This window comes from Tardiphaga sp. 866_E4_N1_4 (genome assembly GCF_052076075.1).
Classification (GTDB): Bacteria; Pseudomonadota; Alphaproteobacteria; order Rhizobiales; family Xanthobacteraceae; genus Tardiphaga; species Tardiphaga robiniae.
Genome location: NZ_CP197242.1, coordinates 6,534,503 through 6,554,076, shown reverse-complemented (window position 1 = coordinate 6,554,076; position 19,574 = coordinate 6,534,503). Strand labels below are relative to the sequence as shown.

15 protein-coding genes and 5 pseudogenes are annotated in these 19,574 nt (G+C 59.3%); 11 read left to right on the top strand and 9 right to left on the bottom strand.

What is annotated here, in order from left to right; all coding sequences use genetic code 11:
- Nucleotides 1-539 precede the first annotated feature (539 nt).
- A complete protein-coding gene (locus AB8B20_RS31385; protein ID WP_439070973.1) occupies nucleotides 540-1,604 on the bottom strand; it encodes a glycosyltransferase family 2 protein in 1,065 nt (354 codons plus the stop codon).
- A 572-nt stretch (nucleotides 1,605-2,176) separates the two neighbouring features.
- Between AB8B20_RS31385 and AB8B20_RS31380 the strand changes: the two genes are divergently transcribed.
- The gene (locus AB8B20_RS31380) at nucleotides 2,177-2,785 is read left to right on the top strand and encodes a hypothetical protein (protein WP_439070972.1); all 609 of its coding nucleotides are present in this window, start codon (nucleotides 2,177-2,179) and stop codon (nucleotides 2,783-2,785) included.
- Between the two features lie 38 nt (nucleotides 2,786-2,823).
- On the opposite strand, the gene AB8B20_RS31375 is transcribed toward AB8B20_RS31380, so the two are convergent.
- Nucleotides 2,824-3,141: a hypothetical protein gene (locus AB8B20_RS31375; protein ID WP_439070971.1), complete on the bottom strand. Its 318-nt coding sequence runs from the start codon at nucleotides 3,139-3,141 to the stop codon at nucleotides 2,824-2,826.
- A 96-nt stretch (nucleotides 3,142-3,237) separates the two neighbouring features.
- On the opposite strand from AB8B20_RS31375, the pseudogene AB8B20_RS31370 reads away from it, so the two are divergent.
- From AB8B20_RS31370 to AB8B20_RS31330, 9 genes and pseudogenes are all read left to right on the top strand, one after another.
- Nucleotides 3,238-4,588, top strand: a pseudogene (locus AB8B20_RS31370) (IS3 family transposase).
- Between the two features lie 73 nt (nucleotides 4,589-4,661).
- Nucleotides 4,662-5,021: pseudogene (locus tag AB8B20_RS31365) on the top strand (transposase); the annotation flags it as partial.
- A 377-nt stretch (nucleotides 5,022-5,398) separates the two neighbouring features.
- A complete protein-coding gene (locus AB8B20_RS31360; protein ID WP_439070970.1) occupies nucleotides 5,399-5,863 on the top strand; it encodes a hypothetical protein in 465 nt (154 codons plus the stop codon).
- Nucleotides 5,863-6,108, top strand: coding sequence for a hypothetical protein (locus AB8B20_RS31355; protein WP_439070969.1), 246 nt, complete (start codon nucleotides 5,863-5,865; stop codon nucleotides 6,106-6,108). Before AB8B20_RS31360 ends, AB8B20_RS31355 begins: the two co-directional genes overlap by 1 nt.
- Before the next feature lie 147 nt (nucleotides 6,109-6,255).
- Nucleotides 6,256-7,272, top strand: a complete 1,017-nt coding sequence (locus AB8B20_RS31350) for a glycosyltransferase family 8 protein (RefSeq protein WP_439070968.1) — start codon at nucleotides 6,256-6,258, stop codon at nucleotides 7,270-7,272.
- Between the two features lie 54 nt (nucleotides 7,273-7,326).
- Nucleotides 7,327-7,514 (top strand): annotated as a pseudogene (locus tag AB8B20_RS31345) (IS701 family transposase); the annotation flags it as partial.
- 149 nt (nucleotides 7,515-7,663) lie between these two features.
- Nucleotides 7,664-8,972, top strand: a pseudogene (locus AB8B20_RS31340) (IS3 family transposase).
- 73 nt (nucleotides 8,973-9,045) lie between these two features.
- A pseudogene (locus tag AB8B20_RS31335) lies at nucleotides 9,046-9,588 on the top strand (urocanate hydratase); the annotation flags it as partial.
- Between the two features lie 274 nt (nucleotides 9,589-9,862).
- Nucleotides 9,863-10,162, top strand: a complete 300-nt coding sequence (locus AB8B20_RS31330; protein WP_439070967.1) for a hypothetical protein — start codon at nucleotides 9,863-9,865, stop codon at nucleotides 10,160-10,162.
- A gap of 32 nt (nucleotides 10,163-10,194) precedes the next feature.
- On the opposite strand, the gene AB8B20_RS31325 is transcribed toward AB8B20_RS31330, so the two are convergent.
- The 5 genes from AB8B20_RS31325 to AB8B20_RS31305 all read right to left on the bottom strand — a co-directional run bounded on the left by AB8B20_RS31325 (nucleotide 10,195) and on the right by AB8B20_RS31305 (nucleotide 15,773).
- Nucleotides 10,195-10,920: a polysaccharide deacetylase family protein gene (locus tag AB8B20_RS31325; RefSeq protein WP_439070966.1), complete on the bottom strand. Its 726-nt coding sequence runs from the start codon at nucleotides 10,918-10,920 to the stop codon at nucleotides 10,195-10,197.
- Complete coding sequence (locus tag AB8B20_RS31320; RefSeq protein WP_439070965.1) at nucleotides 10,917-11,978, bottom strand: glycosyltransferase family 4 protein; 1,062 nt, start codon at nucleotides 11,976-11,978, stop codon at nucleotides 10,917-10,919. Before AB8B20_RS31320 ends, AB8B20_RS31325 begins: the two co-directional genes overlap by 4 nt.
- Before the next feature lie 185 nt (nucleotides 11,979-12,163).
- Nucleotides 12,164-13,141: a glycosyltransferase family 2 protein gene (locus AB8B20_RS31315; protein WP_439070964.1), complete on the bottom strand. Its 978-nt coding sequence runs from the start codon at nucleotides 13,139-13,141 to the stop codon at nucleotides 12,164-12,166.
- A 72-nt stretch (nucleotides 13,142-13,213) separates the two neighbouring features.
- On the bottom strand, nucleotides 13,214-14,626 hold the full coding sequence (locus AB8B20_RS31310) for an O-antigen ligase family protein (protein WP_439070963.1): 1,413 nt from the start codon (nucleotides 14,624-14,626) through the stop codon (nucleotides 13,214-13,216).
- A gap of 139 nt (nucleotides 14,627-14,765) precedes the next feature.
- Entirely contained in the window at nucleotides 14,766-15,773 is a 1,008-nt protein-coding gene (locus tag AB8B20_RS31305; RefSeq protein ID WP_439070962.1) for a glycosyltransferase family 2 protein, read from the bottom strand.
- An 853-nt stretch (nucleotides 15,774-16,626) separates the two neighbouring features.
- Between AB8B20_RS31305 and AB8B20_RS31300 the strand changes: the two genes are divergently transcribed.
- A complete protein-coding gene (locus AB8B20_RS31300; protein WP_439070961.1) occupies nucleotides 16,627-16,935 on the top strand; it encodes a glycosyltransferase family 8 protein in 309 nt (102 codons plus the stop codon).
- 292 nt (nucleotides 16,936-17,227) lie between these two features.
- On the opposite strand, the gene AB8B20_RS31295 is transcribed toward AB8B20_RS31300, so the two are convergent.
- On the bottom strand, nucleotides 17,228-18,181 hold the full coding sequence (locus AB8B20_RS31295; RefSeq protein ID WP_439070960.1) for a glycosyltransferase: 954 nt from the start codon (nucleotides 18,179-18,181) through the stop codon (nucleotides 17,228-17,230).
- A gap of 74 nt (nucleotides 18,182-18,255) precedes the next feature.
- Nucleotides 18,256-19,395: a DegT/DnrJ/EryC1/StrS family aminotransferase gene (locus AB8B20_RS31290; protein ID WP_439072992.1), complete on the bottom strand. Its 1,140-nt coding sequence runs from the start codon at nucleotides 19,393-19,395 to the stop codon at nucleotides 18,256-18,258.
- Nucleotides 19,396-19,574: the final 179 nt, after the last annotated feature.

Genomic DNA, 19,574 nt, shown 5'->3' with positions numbered 1-19,574 from the left:
ACGCAGTTAATTGGATCGCGAAAAAACGCCCCTTTCAGCCAGTTTTTCCGCAGAGTGAATACGGATTGAAGAGCACCATCTAAATATCAAGTGTCTTGCAGGTCGTTACTTGCATCGCAAGAACTCTCGACACGGTGACACGTGGTTTCACGCCTGAATAACAACGATATGAGTCGGCTAGCAGCCCGAGAACCAACTTGACGAAAAGCACCAGCTTGCAGATAGAACTTTGATAGCGAGTTGATGGCGCCGATCAATCGTCGGTAAATACCTTTTCTTAGGCATCGATTGAGCCGGAGGCAATATCTTCTTCATAATTCCGCCCATCAACCCGGCGCACTTCGGCGGCGTTATTTATTTCTTTTAATTAAAGCCGAGCCGGCCGATTTATCTATTTAATTGATGGGTCGATCTCGCGCCTGAGATCGTGAAAAATGACGGTCGTCATCGCGTCGAGGCAGGACTATCTCACCGCTCGGCGAGCGCAAATATGGCAAAAGAGATCAAATAGCGGCCACCGGGCGAGGGAGACCACGCCGTTAGCTCGCTCCGGGTACGACATCAGGCCGTCCGGTCTTGCCCCTCGCACCGTCCAGCAAACCAGCGAGCGCCACCTTCCCAGCGGTGGCTGATCCCTTGATCAGATAGCGCGCTGCATAGAGCAGACCAACTCCGAAATGGCAGACCCAACGCCAGCCAGCGAAACGCCGAGCATAGAGCACGCTGTTACGGGCAGACAGATAAATAGAGAGATAGGAGCGCTTCTCGACGGCCACGGCGGAGCCGATCGTCGTCCCGCCAATATGCCGGACAAGTGCCCTGTTCGCGATGCCGATGCGGTGGCTGCCCCGACGAAGCCCCCAATCCAGATCTTCCATGTAGAGGAAATAGTCTTCAGCCATGAGGCCGACATCGCGCAAGCATGTGCGCGTCAGCAAGACGCAGGCACCGCTGATTGCATCGAGCCTTGCAAGGTCTTCGGCCGACGGCGGGCTGCCGACCGGCGCATCACGCCCTACTGCAATGACGCGCCCCGTCATTCGCGACCAATGAAGGCCGTAGCTGATGATTTTGTCGGGGCTCGTATCGAACACCAGGCTTGCGCCGACCATGCCGAAACCCTCGTCGGATTTGGCCATCATTTCCGACAGCGCGGACGCATCGACCTCGGTATCGGGATTGAGGACGAGCACAGCATCCCAGCCGGGCGTGTCGAGGAGAGGCTCCAGCCAGGCGTTGACGCCGCCGCCATAGCCCAGATTGTCGGTAGCGAGCCCAATCCGGACTGCATTCGCACGACCCTGGAATTTACAGCTTGCCACAAACGCCAGCCGCCTCTGAGGAAGGTCGAGCATGCCCGCGGCCTCCGGCGACCGTTTCAGGATTCGATCTGCCCCGACCACACGCGACAGCAAATCCGTATAGGCCGCTTCCCCACCATTCTCACAGATGAAAACCTCGAATTGACAGAGGTCAGACTGCTCGAGTGACTTCAGGCAGCGATCAATGTCGTCGGCATTGCGGTACGCAACGATGATAACGGCAAGTTTGACGCTCTTGCGCGACGTGCCCTCGGAACGTTCCAACCTGTCCTCGATGATCATGCTTCAGTTTGAAACTGCAGACCGCAACACGACATCTGACGAATTCTCCCCGTAAGGCGCTCGACATGGTACCGCGAGTGATAATCCCTTGGTTTTGGGTCATAATCAAGCGTAGCCTCGTGGTGCGGATGTCAGGCCAACATGAATATACAGGAATCAAAGACACCGGGCTCTTGGGCGTCACGCGGCGCGCAGGGGCGCCTCGGACCCAGAGCACTTTGTATCGTATCGGCGCAGCCGACGCATTCGAACTGCCGCAAGGTAAGTGCGAGAGTCTCCCCCCTCTCGCATGTCGTCACGTCAAGGCAGGTTTAATGTATTCATATGCGGCGAAGCGACCGAGACGGACGAGATCAATGAAATCCAGCGACAGACCCCTTCCAAAAGCATCGGTGGGATTGCTCCTGATGCTGAGTTTGGTGCCGGCGGGAACAGCTGCAGCGCGACCGGGAGACACGTCGCCGCCGCTCCGCCCCGGCTACGTCCTTGCCGCGTCTGACCGCGGCGACGACAATGCAGCCCCGACACCCGGCGAGGCGCCCGATCAGTCGCAGCTTACGATCGATGCCCCATTGAGCTTCGACGATCCGATTTTCGTCAAAGCGAAGGCCGGCACGAGCACGATCAAGTTGCCGCCTGGATCGTCCGTCACGGACCTTTCGATCGTCGAGAATTCCGGCGAATCGACGATCACCTGCGGTTCCTCCTGCAGCCTCACGCGCGTACGGATCCAGTCACGCGAGGGAATTCGCTGCATCAGCGGAAACATCAATCTGACATGGGTCTATATCGCAGCCACCGGCTTGGGCAACGATCACGCGGATGGGCTGCAGTGCTATTCCCCCGGCTCGACAGGGATCATTACCGTCAAGAACTCGACGTTCAAGATGGCGGGGGCAACGACCGCCGGTTATTGGTCCGCAGACGATTGGCGGGGCGCGCACGTACTGGAGAACGTTTTGTTCGAGGGTGGGGCTTATGGGCTGCGGATCCCGGCAGACGGGGGATCTTCGGTCAGCCTCAAGAACGTCTATTTCGTGCGCGGCTCATTTCGCTACGGCGCCTTCTCCTTCGATGTGGTCAAAGGCCGGCGCATTAATATCGTCCAATGGGAAAATGTGCGCTGGGTCACTCGGCAAGGCGATCGCCTCATCGTCGGAAATCAGATCCCGCGGCCATAGCCGTATTGAGCACCGAACTGATCGACCAATGCGGATCGCTATCGGTAGCTCCAAAGCATCAGGTGCCGATAGATGCCCAACTTCGAACTGATCTGCCAGGCCATCCCGCGAATCGCATCGGGATCGGCCAGATGCACGCGCATCTGCTCGACAGCGAAATCGCTCGTCATGCAAAGGCGGGAATAGAGGAATGGTTCAAAGCCGCCATGATGTCCGAGCTGGATCGTATAGAGCTGGGTGTAGCCGGCCCTCAAGGCGGCCTCCCAGACACGCCGCGAGAAACGCCCGTATGGGAACGCGAACAACCCGACCTGCTGTCCCAACCGCTCTTCCAGCATCGATTTCGACACGTTCAATTCGCGCTCCAGTGTTCCCCGTCAGCACCCATGAGACAAATTGAGGGACTTCACGAAGGGAGGATTTCTGGTTCATCGTAGCCGTAAGGAGCGAAGATGAAGCAGAAATCCGGACCGGGCAAAGCGCCCGCAGAACAAGTGCTGAAGGACATCCGGCGTCAGACGCGTCGGCATTATTCGGCCGAGGAGAAAATCCGCATCGTCCTGGAGGGGCTGCGGGGTGAGGGAACATCTCCGAGCTCTGCCGTCGGGAAGGCATCGCCGCCTCGATGTATTACGGCTGGTCCAAGGAGTTCCTTGAGGCCGGCAAGCGCCGATTGGCCGGTGACACCGCACGAGCCGCAACGCCCGGCGAGGTGAAGGATCTTCGTCGTGAGGCCACCGCGTTGAAGGAGGTGGTGGCCGATCTGACTTTCGAGAACCGTCTGCTTAAAAAAAATATGAGCGGGGATGGGGAGGACGAGGCATGAGGTATCCCGCATCCGAGAAGGCCGAAATTATCGAGCTAGTGGAGCAATCGCATCTGCCCGCCAAGCGTACGCTGGACAAGCTCGGCATCCCACGCGCGAGCTTTTACCGGTGGTACGATCGCTACCGTGAGGGCGGGATCGAAGCGCTGGCCGATCATCGCTCCCAACCGGATCGCGTCTGGAATCGCATTCCGGACGACGTCCGCAGCCAGATCATCGACCTGGCGCTGCAGGTTCCTGAGTTATCGCCGCGGGAGCTGGCCGTGCGGTTCACCGACGAGAGAAGGTGCTTTGTCTCGGAGGCGTCGGTCTATCGGCTGTTGAAGGCGCATGACCTGATCACCAGCCCGGCTTATGTGGTGATCAAGGCGGCGAACGAGTTCAAGGACAAGACCACCGCCATCAACCAGCTCTGGCAGACGGACTTCACCTACCTCAAGATCACCGGCTGGGGATGGTATTATCTGTCGACTGTGTTGGACGACTTCTCGCGCTACATCGTGGCGTGGCGGCTCGGCCCCACTATGTGCGCTTCCGACGTCACGGCCACGCTGGACCAAGCTCTGGCCGCATCGGGCCTCGACAGCGCCACCGTTGTGCATCGACCGAGGCTGCTCAGCGACAATGGCGCGTCTTATGTTGCAGGCGATCTAGCCGACTGGCTCGAAGACAAGGGCATGCGTCATGTGCGGGGAGCACCTTATCATCCGCAGACCCAGGGCAAGATCGAGCGCTGGCACCAGACCCTGAAGAACCGCATTCTGCTGGAAAACTATTATTTACCCGGAGATCTTGACCGACAGATTGGAGCCTTCGTCGAGCACTACAATCATGTTCGTTATCATGAGAGCATCGAAAACGTCACACCTGCCGACGTTTACTTCAACCGAGCGCAGACGATCCTCGCAGAACGCAGACGCATTAAACTTGCCACCATCGCGAACCGACGCTTGCAGCACCGACTGCAGGCCGCTTAAACTCTAACCCTGAAGAGCCAGAGCCTCTCTTCTCGAAATGCCTGATCAGTCTCAAATTGTCTGACGACGGACAGTGACGGCCCTCACGTTCCGCCATACGATCGACGATCCGTCCCGCTTCCGGTCGGCCTCTACGCTCGGCGCCTATATCGGCCTTACGCCTCGGCGAAACCAATCTGGAGAAACCGACACTAGCGGCAAGATATCTCGATGGGGGGACCGTCTTCTCCGATCCTACCTGTTCGAGGCCGCGACCGTTCTGCTTTATCGGACCAAAAAATGGTCTTCCCTCAAAGTCTGGGGAATGAAACTCGCAAAGCGGATCGGTGTGAAGAAGGCAAAGGTCGCCATTGCCCGAAAGATCGCCGTCATCCTTGACTGCATTTGGGTCGATGGCACCTCGTTCGATTGGGGCCACGCCACACCGTCCTGACGCAAACTGACGCTTTCTGGCCCGGTTCGCCGGGCTGGCGATGTCCCGCTGTGACGGTGGTCGCGGTGACCTCGGTCAATCGGCTGGTGGCGGCTCGTCCGCACTCCGCTGTACACGTTGAGGCACCCGCCCCGGACATCATCATGAGGCGCTTGGCGACCTCGGAAAGGACCATGACCCTGGCGATGGCATCAGACCTAACGCAGTAAGATTTTTCCTACGGCAAAAGAAGATCCAGCACCGACCGCTATCGTATCGCCGGCCAATCAATCTTGCTCCATCTCCACGGCCCATCCAGATGCGACGGGGCGAGCGCTATAGCTTTGCTGAGGGCGGATTAAAGGAGGCTTGACAACAGATCGCAATTAAAGGGCCGATTGACATCGAACCGCGGTCACGCCGCCAGCGACCTGTTCAACGACTACTTCGATGCCATGCCCAACGTCGACTTCACGTCGCACGTCGTCCGCTACGCCTGTGCAACCTACGGCGAACGCGATCTCGGCTTCGCGAAATCCGAGGCCAAGCTGATTCTCGATCACATGGAGGGCGCTGAGCCGAACGACGTCACCGGCGCCTTCTACTCGTCCGACATCGCGATCGCCCGCAAGCGGCAGATGATGCACGCCTGGACGTACTGGTGCGAGAAGTGGGCCGCGGCGGCGATTGCCAATGATGAAAAACTGCTCAACCGCAACCACATGCTGCGGGCGTTCTACGTAGCGCGCTACGGCAAGCCCCAGCTACAGAAGCGGATCGCCCTGCATGAACGGCGCGGCTGGCCGCTGTGGTCGACGCCGGCGGTCCCTGAGGTCGACATGTTCGACCAGTCGGCGGAGTGATGGACGTCAACCACGCCAGCCCCCACGACATCCTCGCAGTCTGGCAGGCTGGCGCGATCACATGGAAGCGCGCCATGCGACTGACCGGAGCCGCCGACGTGGTGGAGTTTGGCGGCGGCGCGGTCGTCGGGCGTCGAAATCCTCGGCCTCAGCGATCTCGACCGGACCTGCTCGACCGCGCAGCGCGGCTGATCGGCAACCGGCTCGACACGGTAGTGTTCTGGCAGCGAGCGGACGGGAAATAAGAAACTCGACGCACCGTTCTTCTTTTGTTCTAATGTGGTTACTTACGGTCACCGTACTGATAACTGAAGTTGCTCGGTCGCTTAAAATCGGCGACCCTGCATTGAGTTGGCCCTGCCGGGCGATCGTTGTTTTACTTGGGGGGCGGCATGGCGTTTTCGACGCAATTGAAACTGGTACTCGCGGGCGATCCTAAAAGTGGTAGCGAGGTTACAGATCGCTTGGTTTTCTTTTCGACCGACGTGAACTATCTGCTGCCGACGTGTGTCGCAGCGTTGCAGGTCGCCATGCAGGACAAGGTCGCTGCAATCGCGGACATCATGATCTTCGTAATCGGCATGCCCGGTCACGACCTTGCCGAATTGGCGAGGACAATGGCGCCGGCGGGGATCAGTGTCGTCGCGATGGACGACGAGCAACTTGCGTTCGTTAAGCAGGCGCATTTCAACGAGACACATGTCTCGGTGGCGACGCTCGCGCGGTTGGTCATCGCCAGGGATTTGCCTCTGCGTTACGAGCACGTCATCTATCTGGATGGAGATATCCAAATCGTCGGCGATATACTGCCGCTCGTCTCCTGCACAGTCACGCCGGGGTGTCTGCTTGCTGCAGGCGACGCGACAATGGCGTCTTTAAAACCCAGTAGTCCAGCGGGTAAGGCATTGTCCGATTATCTTCGCGGTATCGGCGTCGTCTCGATGGGAGACTATTTCAACGCGGGTATCCTCGCATCTAGTCGCGCGACTTGGGTGCAAATATCTTCGGACGCGCTCGACTATTTTATCGCGAATAGCCGCAATTGTCGGTTCCACGATCAAAGCGCTCTGAACGCTGTTACGGTCGGGCGGCGAAAATTCATGAGCCAAGCGTATAATTTCACGCCGCTTCATCACGAACTCGGTCTCTCGGTCGCGCCTCGAATTGTCCATTTCGTAGGAGGAGACAAACCGTGGAACGCGGGGCCGGTCTTCTGGGATCAGCGATTTGCTGAGACATACCGCGATACGTTGGTGGCGCTGCCAGTGCTTGAACGCTATCGACCAAAACCGCCACGCCCAGATGCCGGCCGCGCGGCGAAAATTCATCCGCTAAAGCGGCGCTGGCGCAGGGTGTCCGGCCTGTGGCGCCTGAGGCGTAATTTGGCGCGCCATGCCTTCGACGTTTGAAATCGCTAGGATTGCAGTAGCGCATTGTGTGAAACTCTGAATCAATAGGTCTCCCTGGTAGGGAGGCCGTGGATGACGGGTGCAACCATAGAAGCGGCACTGGAGTCGTGGGCATCCTCGCTGGGGGACGTGAAGAGCCGCATGCGCGGGCTTTTCACGCAGGAGCGGGTTGCGACGTCTGCGAATCTGTTTCTGGATGGCAAGCTGAGCGACGAGCACGCAAGACGGGTTGGATGCGCGCTGGGTATCGCCGTCATCGACGATTGTTCCCCGTCAGCACCCATGAGACAAATTGAGGGACTTCACGAAGGGAGGATTTCTGGTTCATCGTAGCCGTAAGGAGCGAAGATGAAGCAGAAAATCCGGACCGGGCAAAGCGCCCGCAGAACAAGTGCTGAAGGACATCCGGCGTCAGACGCGTCGGCATTATTCGGCCGAGGAGAAAATCCGCATCGTCCTGGAGGGGCTGCGGGGTGAGGGAACATCTCCGAGCTCTGCCGTCGGGAAGGCATCGCCGCCTCGATGTATTACGGCTGGTCCAAGGAGTTCCTTGAGGCCGGCAAGCGCCGATTGGCCGGTGACACCGCACGAGCCGCAACGCCCGGCGAGGTGAAGGATCTTCGTCGTGAGGCCACCGCGTTGAAGGAGGTGGTGGCCGATCTGACTTTCGAGAACCGTCTGCTTAAAAAAAATATGAGCGGGGATGGGGAGGACGAGGCATGAGGTATCCCGCATCCGAGAAGGCCGAAATTATCGAGCTAGTGGAGCAATCGCATCTGCCCGCCAAGCGTACGCTGGACAAGCTCGGCATCCCACGCGCGAGCTTTTACCGGTGGTACGATCGCTACCGTGAGGGCGGGATCGAAGCGCTGGCCGATCATCGCTCCCAACCGGATCGCGTCTGGAATCGCATTCCGGACGACGTCCGCAGCCAGATCATCGACCTGGCGCTGCAGGTTCCTGAGTTATCGCCGCGGGAGCTGGCCGTGCGGTTCACCGACGAGAGAAGGTGCTTTGTCTCGGAGGCGTCGGTCTATCGGCTGTTGAAGGCGCATGACCTGATCACCAGCCCGGCTTATGTGGTGATCAAGGCGGCGAACGAGTTCAAGGACAAGACCACCGCCATCAACCAGCTCTGGCAGACGGACTTCACCTACCTCAAGATCACCGGCTGGGGATGGTATTATCTGTCGACTGTGTTGGACGACTTCTCGCGCTACATCGTGGCGTGGCGGCTCGGCCCCACTATGTGCGCTTCCGACGTCACGGCCACGCTGGACCAAGCTCTGGCCGCATCGGGCCTCGACAGCGCCACCGTTGTGCATCGACCGAGGCTGCTCAGCGACAATGGCGCGTCTTATGTTGCAGGCGATCTAGCCGACTGGCTCGAAGACAAGGGCATGCGTCATGTGCGGGGAGCACCTTATCATCCGCAGACCCAGGGCAAGATCGAGCGCTGGCACCAGACCCTGAAGAACCGCATTCTGCTGGAAAACTATTATTTACCCGGAGATCTTGACCGATAGATTGGAGCCTTCGTCGAGCACTACAATCATGTTCGTTATCATGAGAGCATCGAAAACGTCACACCTGCCGACGTTTACTTCAACCGAGCGCAGACGATCCTCGCAGAACGCAGACGCATTAAACTTGCCACCATCGCGAACCGACGCTTGCAGCACCGACTGCAGGCCGCTTAAACTCTAACCCCGATGAGCCAGAGCCTCTCTTCTCGAAATGCCTGATCAGTCTCAAATTGTCTGACGACGGACAATCGACGATCTCGTGTTGCGCCTGTTCGGCAACAACAACATCGTCTCGAACTGGATCAGGCTGGCGCGCGCGCATGTGCCGTTCGAGGGCCTCCCCGCCCGCATCGCTTGGCTCGGCCATGGCGAAGGCAGCGAACTGGCGCTGGCGGCGAATGCGCTGGTGGCGGACGGCTCACTGAAGGGACCGGTGGCATTCTCGCGCGATCATCTCGATGCCGCCGGCATGGCGCATCCCAACATCATGAAAGAGAACATGCGCGATGGCTCCGACGCCGTCGCCGACTGGCCGCTGCTCGACGCCATGGCGCTGTGCGCGTCGCAGGCCAATCTCGTCGCCGTGCATTCCGGCGGCGGCGGCCATGCCGGCTACATGACCAGCGCGGGCGTCACGTTGATCGCTGATGGCACGGACGCCGCGGCGAAACGTCTGGCGACGAGCCTCGACAACGACAACGACCTCGGCGTCATCCGCTATGCTGATGCCGGCTACGAGGATGCCATCGACGAGGTCGCACAGAACAACGTTCCGCATATCCGGCTGTGATCTGCAGATAACGCCGGCGCATCTTGCAAACAATGGCGGTCAATTCGGGCCAAGCGTCGTAGGCATTGACGACTGGGCCTGGCGCCGCAATCAGCGATACGGGACAATCATATGCGACCTTGAACGCCGGCGGCCGATCACCCTCCTGCCGGACAGGGTGTCAATCGGCGTTCAAATATTGCAGGCCGAATGACAGGATGACCATGCAGATGGGATGCAGTGCTACTCCCCCGGTTCGGTGGGAACCGTTACCGTCAGGAATTCGACCTTTAAGATGTCCGGGGCAACGACCGCCGGCTATTTCTCCGCGGACGACTGGCGGGGTGCCCACGTGCTGGAGAACGTGATGTTCGAAGGCGGCGCTTACGGGCTGCGGATCCCGGCAGACGGCGGCTCTTCGGTTAGCCTCAACAACGTCTATTTCGTGCGTGGGTCGTTTCGCTACGGCGCCTTCTCCTTCGATGTGGTCCAGGGCCGCCGCATCGATATCGTCCATTGGGAAAACGTGCGCTGGGTCCCCCGGCAAGGGGATCACTTTGTCGTCGGAAATCCGATCCCGTCGCCACAGCCCTAACCGGCGCCGCACTGATCGGCCAGTGCGGATCCTTACCTGTATCGCCAGTGCATCAGGTGCCGATAGAGTCCGAGCTTCGCGCTGATCCGCCAGGCCATGCCCCGCGTCGCATCGGGATCGGCGAGATGGACGCGCATCTGTTCGACATCAATGTCATTTGTCATGCAAAGACGCGAATAGAGGAACGGTTCAAAGCCGCCGTGATGTCCGAGTTGTATCGTGTAGAGCTGGTTGTAGCCAGCCTTCAAGGCAGCCTCCCAAACGCGCCGCGAGAAACGGCCGTACGGGAACGCGAAGAGCCCGACTTGCCGTCCCAACCGCTCTTCCAGGATCGACTTCGACACGGTCATTTCGCGTTCAAGCTCCGCATCCGAAGCGCTGGTGAGATCGATGTGAGCGAGGCCGTGAGAGCCAATCGTCACACCGGCCTTGCTCAGCTCTTCGATCATCCTCCAGTTCATGCGATCGGGTTGGCCGACGAAGTCGAGTGGGATGAAGGACATGAACCCCGGAATGCGGCCGGACGCGACATATTGCCCGTAGGCCAGCGTATAGTCCGACAGGAAGCCGTCATCGAACGTGATCAGCACGTCATCGCTGCGGTCGCCTTCCGGCGTATCGCAGCGCGCCAAAAACTCGGCGGGCGAGATGACCCGGTCGCCATAGAGCCCGAGATGCGCGTCGAACGTGTCGCGCGTCAGGCACCACCTGTTCGACGGCGGCTGTTCAGATAGCTGATGATAGTTGAGAATGATCATAGGTTCTGTATCAGCTCTGAAACCCGCTTGCTCCAGATCCCCCAGTTCAGCCGCTCCTCAAACGCATTGCGGCTCGCCTGTTTCAGACGCGCCAAATGATCCGGGTCGGCTAATATCTCAGAAATCGCCGTCGCATAGTCATTGCTGGTGGCCGTCGGGGGCAGCAACAGGCCCGTTTCGCCCGCACTCACGGCACCAGCCACACCGCCGGTCCTGGGGGCAATACTCGGCACGCCGTACGCCGCAGCTTCGCAAAACACGATCCCGTAGCAGTCCGCCTGCGTCGGCAGCAGAAAGATGTCCGCGTCGCGATAGAGCTGACCGATGCGATCGAGTTGCGCAGGATCGTTCTTGTCGAGATACGGAATGATCTGCAAGTTCTTCCGCACGATGGGCACAGGCGGCGTGCAGCCACAGATCACAAGTTCTGCGTCCACGCCCCTGTTTGTGAGCTCGGTTAGGGTCGCGACGGCCAGATCAGCGCCCTTCTCCTGCCAATTGGCGCCGATGAAGAGCAGCCGGCACGGCCCCTCCTTGCGCGGACTAAGCGCTGAGGCGCGGGACGGAGGATTTGCAAGATTTGCCCCCCACGAAATCACATGGACACGCGTGGGGTCTGCGCCATAGTCACGGATGGCAGAATCTGCGGCCCATTCGGACGGATAGAGCAGCAGGTTTGCGCGTGCGATCGTTTTGCGCTCCAGCTGCTCGATCATCGCGCGCGCACCAGGCGCCATGCCCCGGTAGTTCGGGTGATAATTCTCGACCAGCCGAAACGTGGCATCCGATGCGTAGACCAGCGGCGTGCCCGCCGGTATGGCCGAGGCAAACGAGGAACCGGCGGGAGCGAACACCACATCCGGTGCAATCGCGGCAACGCATTTCACCGCGTCGGCAGCGAATTGTGCGACCACCGGGCTCGCGTGAAACGGCGAAACCCGCTGCCCACGGAATACACGCCGAAGCCGGGAATACGCCTTGTACAGCGGCAGGATCGGCGCATTCAGCGGACCGGCATGGACGACGTCGTGCCCCATCGCCGCCAGCGACTTCGCCATATGGAATGGTGTGCCGGACCAGAAACCGACCTTGCGCGCGTCACCAATCGTCACGAACGCTATCCGTCGCAATGCGTGCTCCGCAGTCGCGTGACTATGTGTCATATCGCTGTCTTGCACAGGATCCACCCGTCATTCGCACCGACCACACCCGCGTCAACCCGCCCCGTCCCGCGACAATCACCTCAGGATTGCAGCCGACTGCCCGGCACGAATATCGACTTCAACCCCGACACCAGTTGCAGCGGCATCAGTGCGACCGCCGCCCGGACGATCAGCGGCACCTGACCGGTTTCAAAAAAACCGCGCAGATACGTCTCGATCGATTTCATTCTTCGGTCGGTATGAAGATAAATCCAGCCTAGGTCCTTGCTGTGATGATAGATCGCGCGATTGACGACCTGAAGCGCCTCGCTGTCTTCTACCAGCCGCTTCTTCTCGCTCATTGCGAGCGATAGCAACGAGGCCTTGTCTTGCTCCCGATATTTCGCAAGGGTCGAGTCCGCGAGAACCCTCATCACTGCCAGCTTGCGATTGACGTAGCCGAAGCCATATCGTTTCGAGATCCTGAGATAGAGCTCCCAGTCCTCCCCGGACCGCCACGCTTCATCATATCCGCCGATTTCGTCGAGCACCCTGCGACGCACGAGCAATGCCGTCGGCTTGATCGGCACTTCCTCCAGGAGACAGAGATACATTTCCCGGCGGCTGAACAGAAACTCATCCGACCTGGTGTTCCGTGAAGCAATCAGGTTCGGAAATGCCCGCATGCTTCCGACGATCGACGAGATCTGGGTTGCACGATGAACCTCGACGTCGCTGAATGCAGCAGCGACGCTATCGTTACGTTCAAGGATGGCGACGAGCCTGGCAAGCAGATCCGTCGACCATAGGTCGTCGGAATCGAGATGCGCGACGAATTCGCCGCGCGCAGCCTTGATGCCGGTATTGCCAGCAGCGCTGACGCCGCGATTTCGATCATGCCGGATATATCGGATCTTGTCGCTCCGGAAGCGCTCTACGACATCGGCGGTATCATCGGACGATCCATCGTCGACCACGATGATTTCGAAATCGTCGTACGTCTGGCGCAAGGCACTCTGTATGGCCTCGCCGATGATATATCCGCGATTGTAGGTTCGAATGATGATCGACACTTTCATTGGCCGGTCCCATGCATCCTTTGAATCCTGCTCGCGTCGCCGTCGTGCCTCATCTGACTTCCACGCCCCATCTTATGTTCGTCTCGCCATCGGAGCGCGGATACCTCGCGTGCCGGTCCATCCATGGCCGCTCGCCTGCAATCCCATTGCGGCTGCTTCGCATGAAGCATTCGACAGCCGCGCCGCCCTTCCACGAACGATAGCGGCCTCTGCGAGATGCGCGCGTATTCCCGCAAGGGCGGCAATGAGAATCCAGCAGATGCCCCAAAAGTGAACGATGAAGCCCAATACGACGGTCATTACGACGGTGATCCCGAGCGCTACGGACAACCTCCCCTCCTCACGCGTCAGGTAGGGTGACTTGTCCACCGAACCGAGCGTACAGGCGCCAACAATGGTCGCGAGTACCAGAAGGCTGGCCGGAATGCCGTAGGACATGGCGAAGGCGAGCCAGAATGCGTCCACGCTGTCGCTCACCAGTGCGCCATGGGACTGCCAGTTCCAGTCGCCATGGACGCCGATGCCAAAAAGCGGCGAGCCGAGCACCACCGGCGTTCCCACATCCCAGATCGCTTGGCGATACCAGGCCGATTCCGGATTGACGCCGACGAGACGCACGAGCGTTGCAATCGGGCTCCCCGAAAATATGAACACAGTCGCGAGCAACGCGGCTGTGCACAAGCCCGCCAGTTTCCATCGCGATTTAAAGTGCGGCGTGAGACTATAATAGACGGCCAGAACCCCTCCGATTCCGAAGGCGAGCATCGGACTCTTTGCCTGCGAAAACAGGATAGCGACAAGCGCAATGATCGCCATCATCCATCCAGAAGTCTTGTTCCAGAAGGTGACCAGCGCCGCAATTCCGAACCACGCACACACAGCACCGAAAAGAATCGAATGCTCCATCGACCCCATGGCGCGAATGGAGCCATCCCTGAACAATGTCTCCGCCTGCAGTATCAGCGCGCTCTCGTAGGCCGGCTTGTAATAGCCGGTAAGTCCCTTGACGAAGTCATAGGTGGCCAGCCGCCCGGTCAGGGGATCGAGCATTGCGACCGCGATGACGACAAGAACCACCTTGCAAGCGAAACGCATGAACCGAACGGAGCTGTTCACCGGTCCGAGCATGTGCCGGAATACGAGATAGGTACCACTGAATGTTATGGCGTCCATTCCGGCGCCCTTCAGTCCCGTGAAACCGTCGGTGAAGGTCGCAGCAATCATCATCCAGGAGCCGGTAATCAGGGCCATGGAATCTGACGGCACGTTGACCGTGCTTCGCCCATTCCCGCGCTGCGACAGCGCCATGATCGCGAAGACGAAGATCAACACCCGGGCGACGGACAGACGGAAATCGCCGATGAAGAATGACAGTCCTTCCGGCAGGAAAATGGCACAGATCAATAGTTTCAGCTGAGGCTCGTTGTTCTGGATCGCACCGGCTGCCGGAAAACCCACGCCAGGACCGCGCGCTTGCCTGGCCATAGACGGCCCACCGCTTCGAGTTCTCAATATCTGGCCGCTCAATGTCAGCCTCCCCGACTATCGGAGCTTCGCACACGCAGACGAATGCGGGCCCTTCCCAAGCCCGCCTCCTCGAGCACGTCACTGTGCACGACGCGCCTCATTTAACCGTCTCCAACGCGCCGGCAGGGTAATCGCGGCGTAGCTGTCTGGTGATGCCACGCGGGATCAAGGCATATGCAAGCGCCTTATAATAATGGGAATCCGCCGGATGCAGACATGCGCATTGCAAGCCGACCTTCAGCGCGGACCAGCGACGGTTAGATCGCCGCAGGTCCAATACGCTTTTCATGAAATGGGCGGCGATATTGTTATCCAGCATGGAGTTACGGGATTTGCGGTCGCTCGTCTCACCCAACGGTTCGTCATGCAAACCGCGGCGATTGCACGCCCGACGGAAGGCATCGACCTCCAGCTGCTTGCGCCAGAGCGGCGCGCGGCGCGTCAGCGAATTCGGAAGAATGCGGTAGCTGTACAGGCATTCACCCAGCACAATCATTGGAAACCGCTCGCCGATTCTCAGGATATAATCGTATGTCTCGGCAACCGGCAAAGACGTGTCGAAGCGCATGTCGCCCACCAGCGAGACCCGAAACATTCCCGTGGGGTCATGCGCAGGCATTCGAAACGCACTAATATAGGCGCGGCAATCTTCCTCGGTTTTCGGAGAGAATAGCGGGGCTATCGATTTGCCGTTGATGATGAGCTCGTTACCGCAAAACGCAGCAGCCAGATGCGGCTTGCTCAGGAGCGCAAGGACCTGCCGCTCGATCCGCTTCGGATGACTGATGTCGTCCGCATCCTGGATCGCGTAAAATTCCCCCCGTATCGTTTCGAGCGCTCGATTGACGGCCACGGGCTTCGTCGCATTTGCCTGGTGCGTGACGCGAATACGCTCGTCGTGCAACAGGTCTTGAACCGTTTCGAAGCAGCCATCCGTGCTGCCGTCATCAATAATGACGATGTCGAGATTTCGATATGTCTGATTGATGATGCTGAGCAACGACGGGCGCAGATATTCGCCCGCGTTGTAGACCGACATCACGATGGAGACGAGAGGACCTCCACCTGCCCGAACGCTTTCGAGCGGATGCATATTCGCCGTCATCACAGATTCCCGCGGAAAGACGGATCGAAGCCGATCGGCCATGCCTGGTGCCGAGCAGCCCCCTGCCCGCTGCGAAGGATTCCCCGCGAGCGCATGCCGGCCATGCCGCCCGCGCGCCGAATGGCATCTTGCTTCATCTCAGTTGAGTACCGCATCTGTCCGTCTCGCATGCGATCCGCTCTCTCACCAGGCCCGGCCTTCGCGAGGCTTCCTGCACGGGCAGGCTCGCTTAACGCTCATCGGGCGTCGTTCATGCATCACCCGCACGCGCCTGACCCTCGATCTGCGGTCCGGTCGCCCGACGAGCGGCACGATGAAATGCCGGCGCCTTAATATAATTCGAATTTATATTGGTGGACATATTATATTAAATCAAGACTTTAATTCGGCCTGACTCAATACAACAGACAGCCGCGAACGGGCAATCCCCTGAATTGATTGGACGATTGCCACAATAAAGGGCTCGACATTAATTAAACGCATTTAAGTTTTATTGTCCCTAGCTCAATTTATATGCACGGAATAATAATATAAACAAAGCGTCATACCTGTTCGATCCGCGCAGCGCATTTTGAGCGGGAGCGCGCTCAGTGCGGGACTCGTCCTGATAGGAACCAGACCAATGCGATGCCCCATCGTTCTTGCTTGCGACGGCCGATATGCCATGCCACTGGCGACAACGCTCCGGTCCGCCGTGGAGGCGGCGACGGCGTCACCCCATTGGAGTTCCATATCCTCGTGGACGGGGTATCTCAGGAACTCCGGCAAAGGGTTAGCGATTCCCTTCCGAAAGACTCCGCGTCAATCCAGTGGATCGAGGTGAACCTGGACAAGTTCCGGAATTTTTTCGACCTTGGGGTATATCTCCAAACTCACCTATGCGCGGTTCCTGACCCCGCAGATCTTTCCGGCCACCGTCTCGCGGGTGCTGTATCTGGATTGCGACATACTCGTGCTCGATGACCTCGGGAAGTTCTGCACGACCGACCTCGAAAGACATCTCCTCGGCGCGATCCATGACGGACTGGATGTTCAAATAAAGCGGAACGCGGTCCAACTCAATGTCCCGCGCGTGCGGGATTACTTCAATGCTGGCGTATTGCTCATCGACCTGGACCAATGGCGAGAGAAGCAGATCGTCGAGACGGCTCTGGATTTTTGAAGCGCCATCCGAACACTCATTTCGCCGACCAGGACTCATTGAATTATGCCTGCGGCGGCCTGTGGAAGCAGGTAGATCCGAGACGGAACTACCACGCTCACAGCGCGACGCTTAATATAGCGGAGCTGCCGGCCGACCGCCGGCCCGGGGTCGTCCAACACCTTGCGCGCCAGTTGGTCTCGCACGAGGACCTATCAGGAAGCGATGCGTCGATAGCCATCGATGCGGACCATCGCCGTCGCGAGCTTCGCGAAGAGAGGGCACGGCGCAAGCCTCCGAGCCTCATCGGATGCTACCGGATAAACGACAACGCCCACTGGCGCCCGTCTTTTCCTGGTGGTTTCAGCAGGCGCCAAAGCGGCGGCAGATACCGCAGCCGTCTGTCCATTGACATGGCCTCGTGGACAAGGGAAATGCCAGTCCGAAAACGGCCCCGTCGCAACAGTCTGATGCCGCGATTAAACACCCGGTTAGCCAGAGCAGAACGCGCCACGCCTCTAAGGTCGCGGGCGGCGCCGAGGCGGTCTTCGTGCTCGTCGAAAAAGGTCGTAAACGCGAGCTGGCACTGCCGGTAGTCGGAAATCATTTCGGCCAGATAGGTATTTGACATAGCGGTCGGGTGCTTTCGGTAGATCGCTTGAACGGCGTTGATATAGGCCACGGAGCCGCGCGCGGCGAAACGCAGCCACATCTCCATATCTCCGGCGTGCGGCAGCGACGGGCGATATCCGCCCACCTCCTTTTGAACGCTCGTGCGTGAAATCGCAGTCGGCGTCGAAACGAAATTGACCGACGTCGAGCACATTTCCTTCAAGAGGTCCTGGCGTTTCCAGCTGCAATCTTGCGCCTCCTGGACCTGCGGGATCGGGAGGTGGTCGTGCCAGCTCAGGGATCGTCCATGGGTCAGCACAACGTCTGGATTCTCCTCCATGATCGTGACGGCGCGCGCGAGCGCACCGGTGACCAGAAGGTCATCTGCGGACAGTAGGAGGAAATATTCGGAGGATGCCCAATCGATCCCCTCGTTATATGTTCTGATATGTCCTTTGTTGGTCGGATGCGCGATCACAGTCACGCGGCTATCCGCCGCCAGTTCCCTCGCGACCGAGAGCGAATCATCGGACGACGTGTCATCGATGATCAGCACGCGGACCTCGACACCCGACTGCTCAAGAACGCTGTTTACGCACGCTTTGAGGAAGCGGCCGTAATTGTAGCATGGAATAACGACATCAACTGTGGTCATCGGTCGGGTTCCGTGAAATTGCCTGAAACTCTCCGGCACCGTCCAACTCTAAAGGTGGCGGCGACGATATTTGCCTAGACCCGCAGCTGTCTCCGCAGCACATCCGCCACGCGCAACTGATCATCCTCTGTCAACTGCACATAGATCGGAAGCAGGATCGCGAGATCCTGCGCGAGTTCGGACTGGCGCAGGCTGTGCCGGCGCTCCCCGCTGGCATAGGGCGCCTCGCGGTGCGAGCACATGATGCCGCGGCGGGTCGCTATACCCTCGTCGAGCATGCCCTGCATCACCGCCTTCTGGTTCACCCGCTCGGGCAGGCGAACGCAATAGCTCTGCCAGTTCGAACGCGCCCATTCCGGCTCGAATGGCAAGACCAGCTCCTCGATATCGCCCAGCAGCTGCCCGTAGCGGTCTGCAACAGCACGTCGCCGAGCGACGATCTCGGGCAGGCGGAGCAGCTGCTTGCGGCCGATGGCGGCCTGGATATCGGTCATCCGGTAATTGAAGCCGACGCAATCATAGCTCTCGAAGATCACCTGCGCCGAACTGTGCCTGACAGTATCCGGCACGTTCATGCCGTGCTGGCGCCACAGGCGCAGCTTGCGATCAATCTCGGGGTCCGACGTGGTGAGCATTCCGCCTTCGCCGGTGGTGACCACCTTGCGCGGATGGAAAGAGAAGCAGGCGACCGCGCCGCGCGGCTTGCCCACATGTTCCCAGACGCCGGCCATATTGATCTGGCTGCCGATCGCGCAGGCTGCGTCCTCGATGACCGGAATTCCATGCTTCATTGCGACCGCGAGCAGCCCCGTTAGATCGCAGGGCATGCCCATCTGGTGCACTGTCAGAATCGCCCGCGTGCGATTCGTGATCGCTTCGGCAACGCAATTCGGATCGAGATTGTAAGTTGCTTGTTCAATGTCGACAAAGATCGGCGTCGCCCCGCAATAGCGGATGCTGTTGGCGGTGGCGATGAAAGAGTGGCTCGAGGTGATGACCTCGTCGCCCGGTCCGACGCCTACGGCGAGCAGCGCCAGGTGCAGCGCGGTGGTACAGTTCGAAACGGCGCAAGCATACCCTGCCCCCGTCATCGCCGCGAACTCGCGTTCGAAAGCGCCGACCTGCGCGCCTTGTGATAACCAACCGGACAGCACGGCTTCGCGTGCCGCGTCGGCCTCTACCGCATCTAGGAACGGCTTCGCGATCGGGATCATCGACGGAGCAACAAGAGACGTGATACGACGCCGACCCATGGTCCTGTCATCGGCATCCGAGAACGGCATCGCATCATTCATGGTCGGCTCTTTCGCTGGGTCTATCCGCGCCCTGCGTGCTGACACGCAGCGCGATTGACGTTAATAAATTAAATGATCAGATATTTAATCCGACGTCT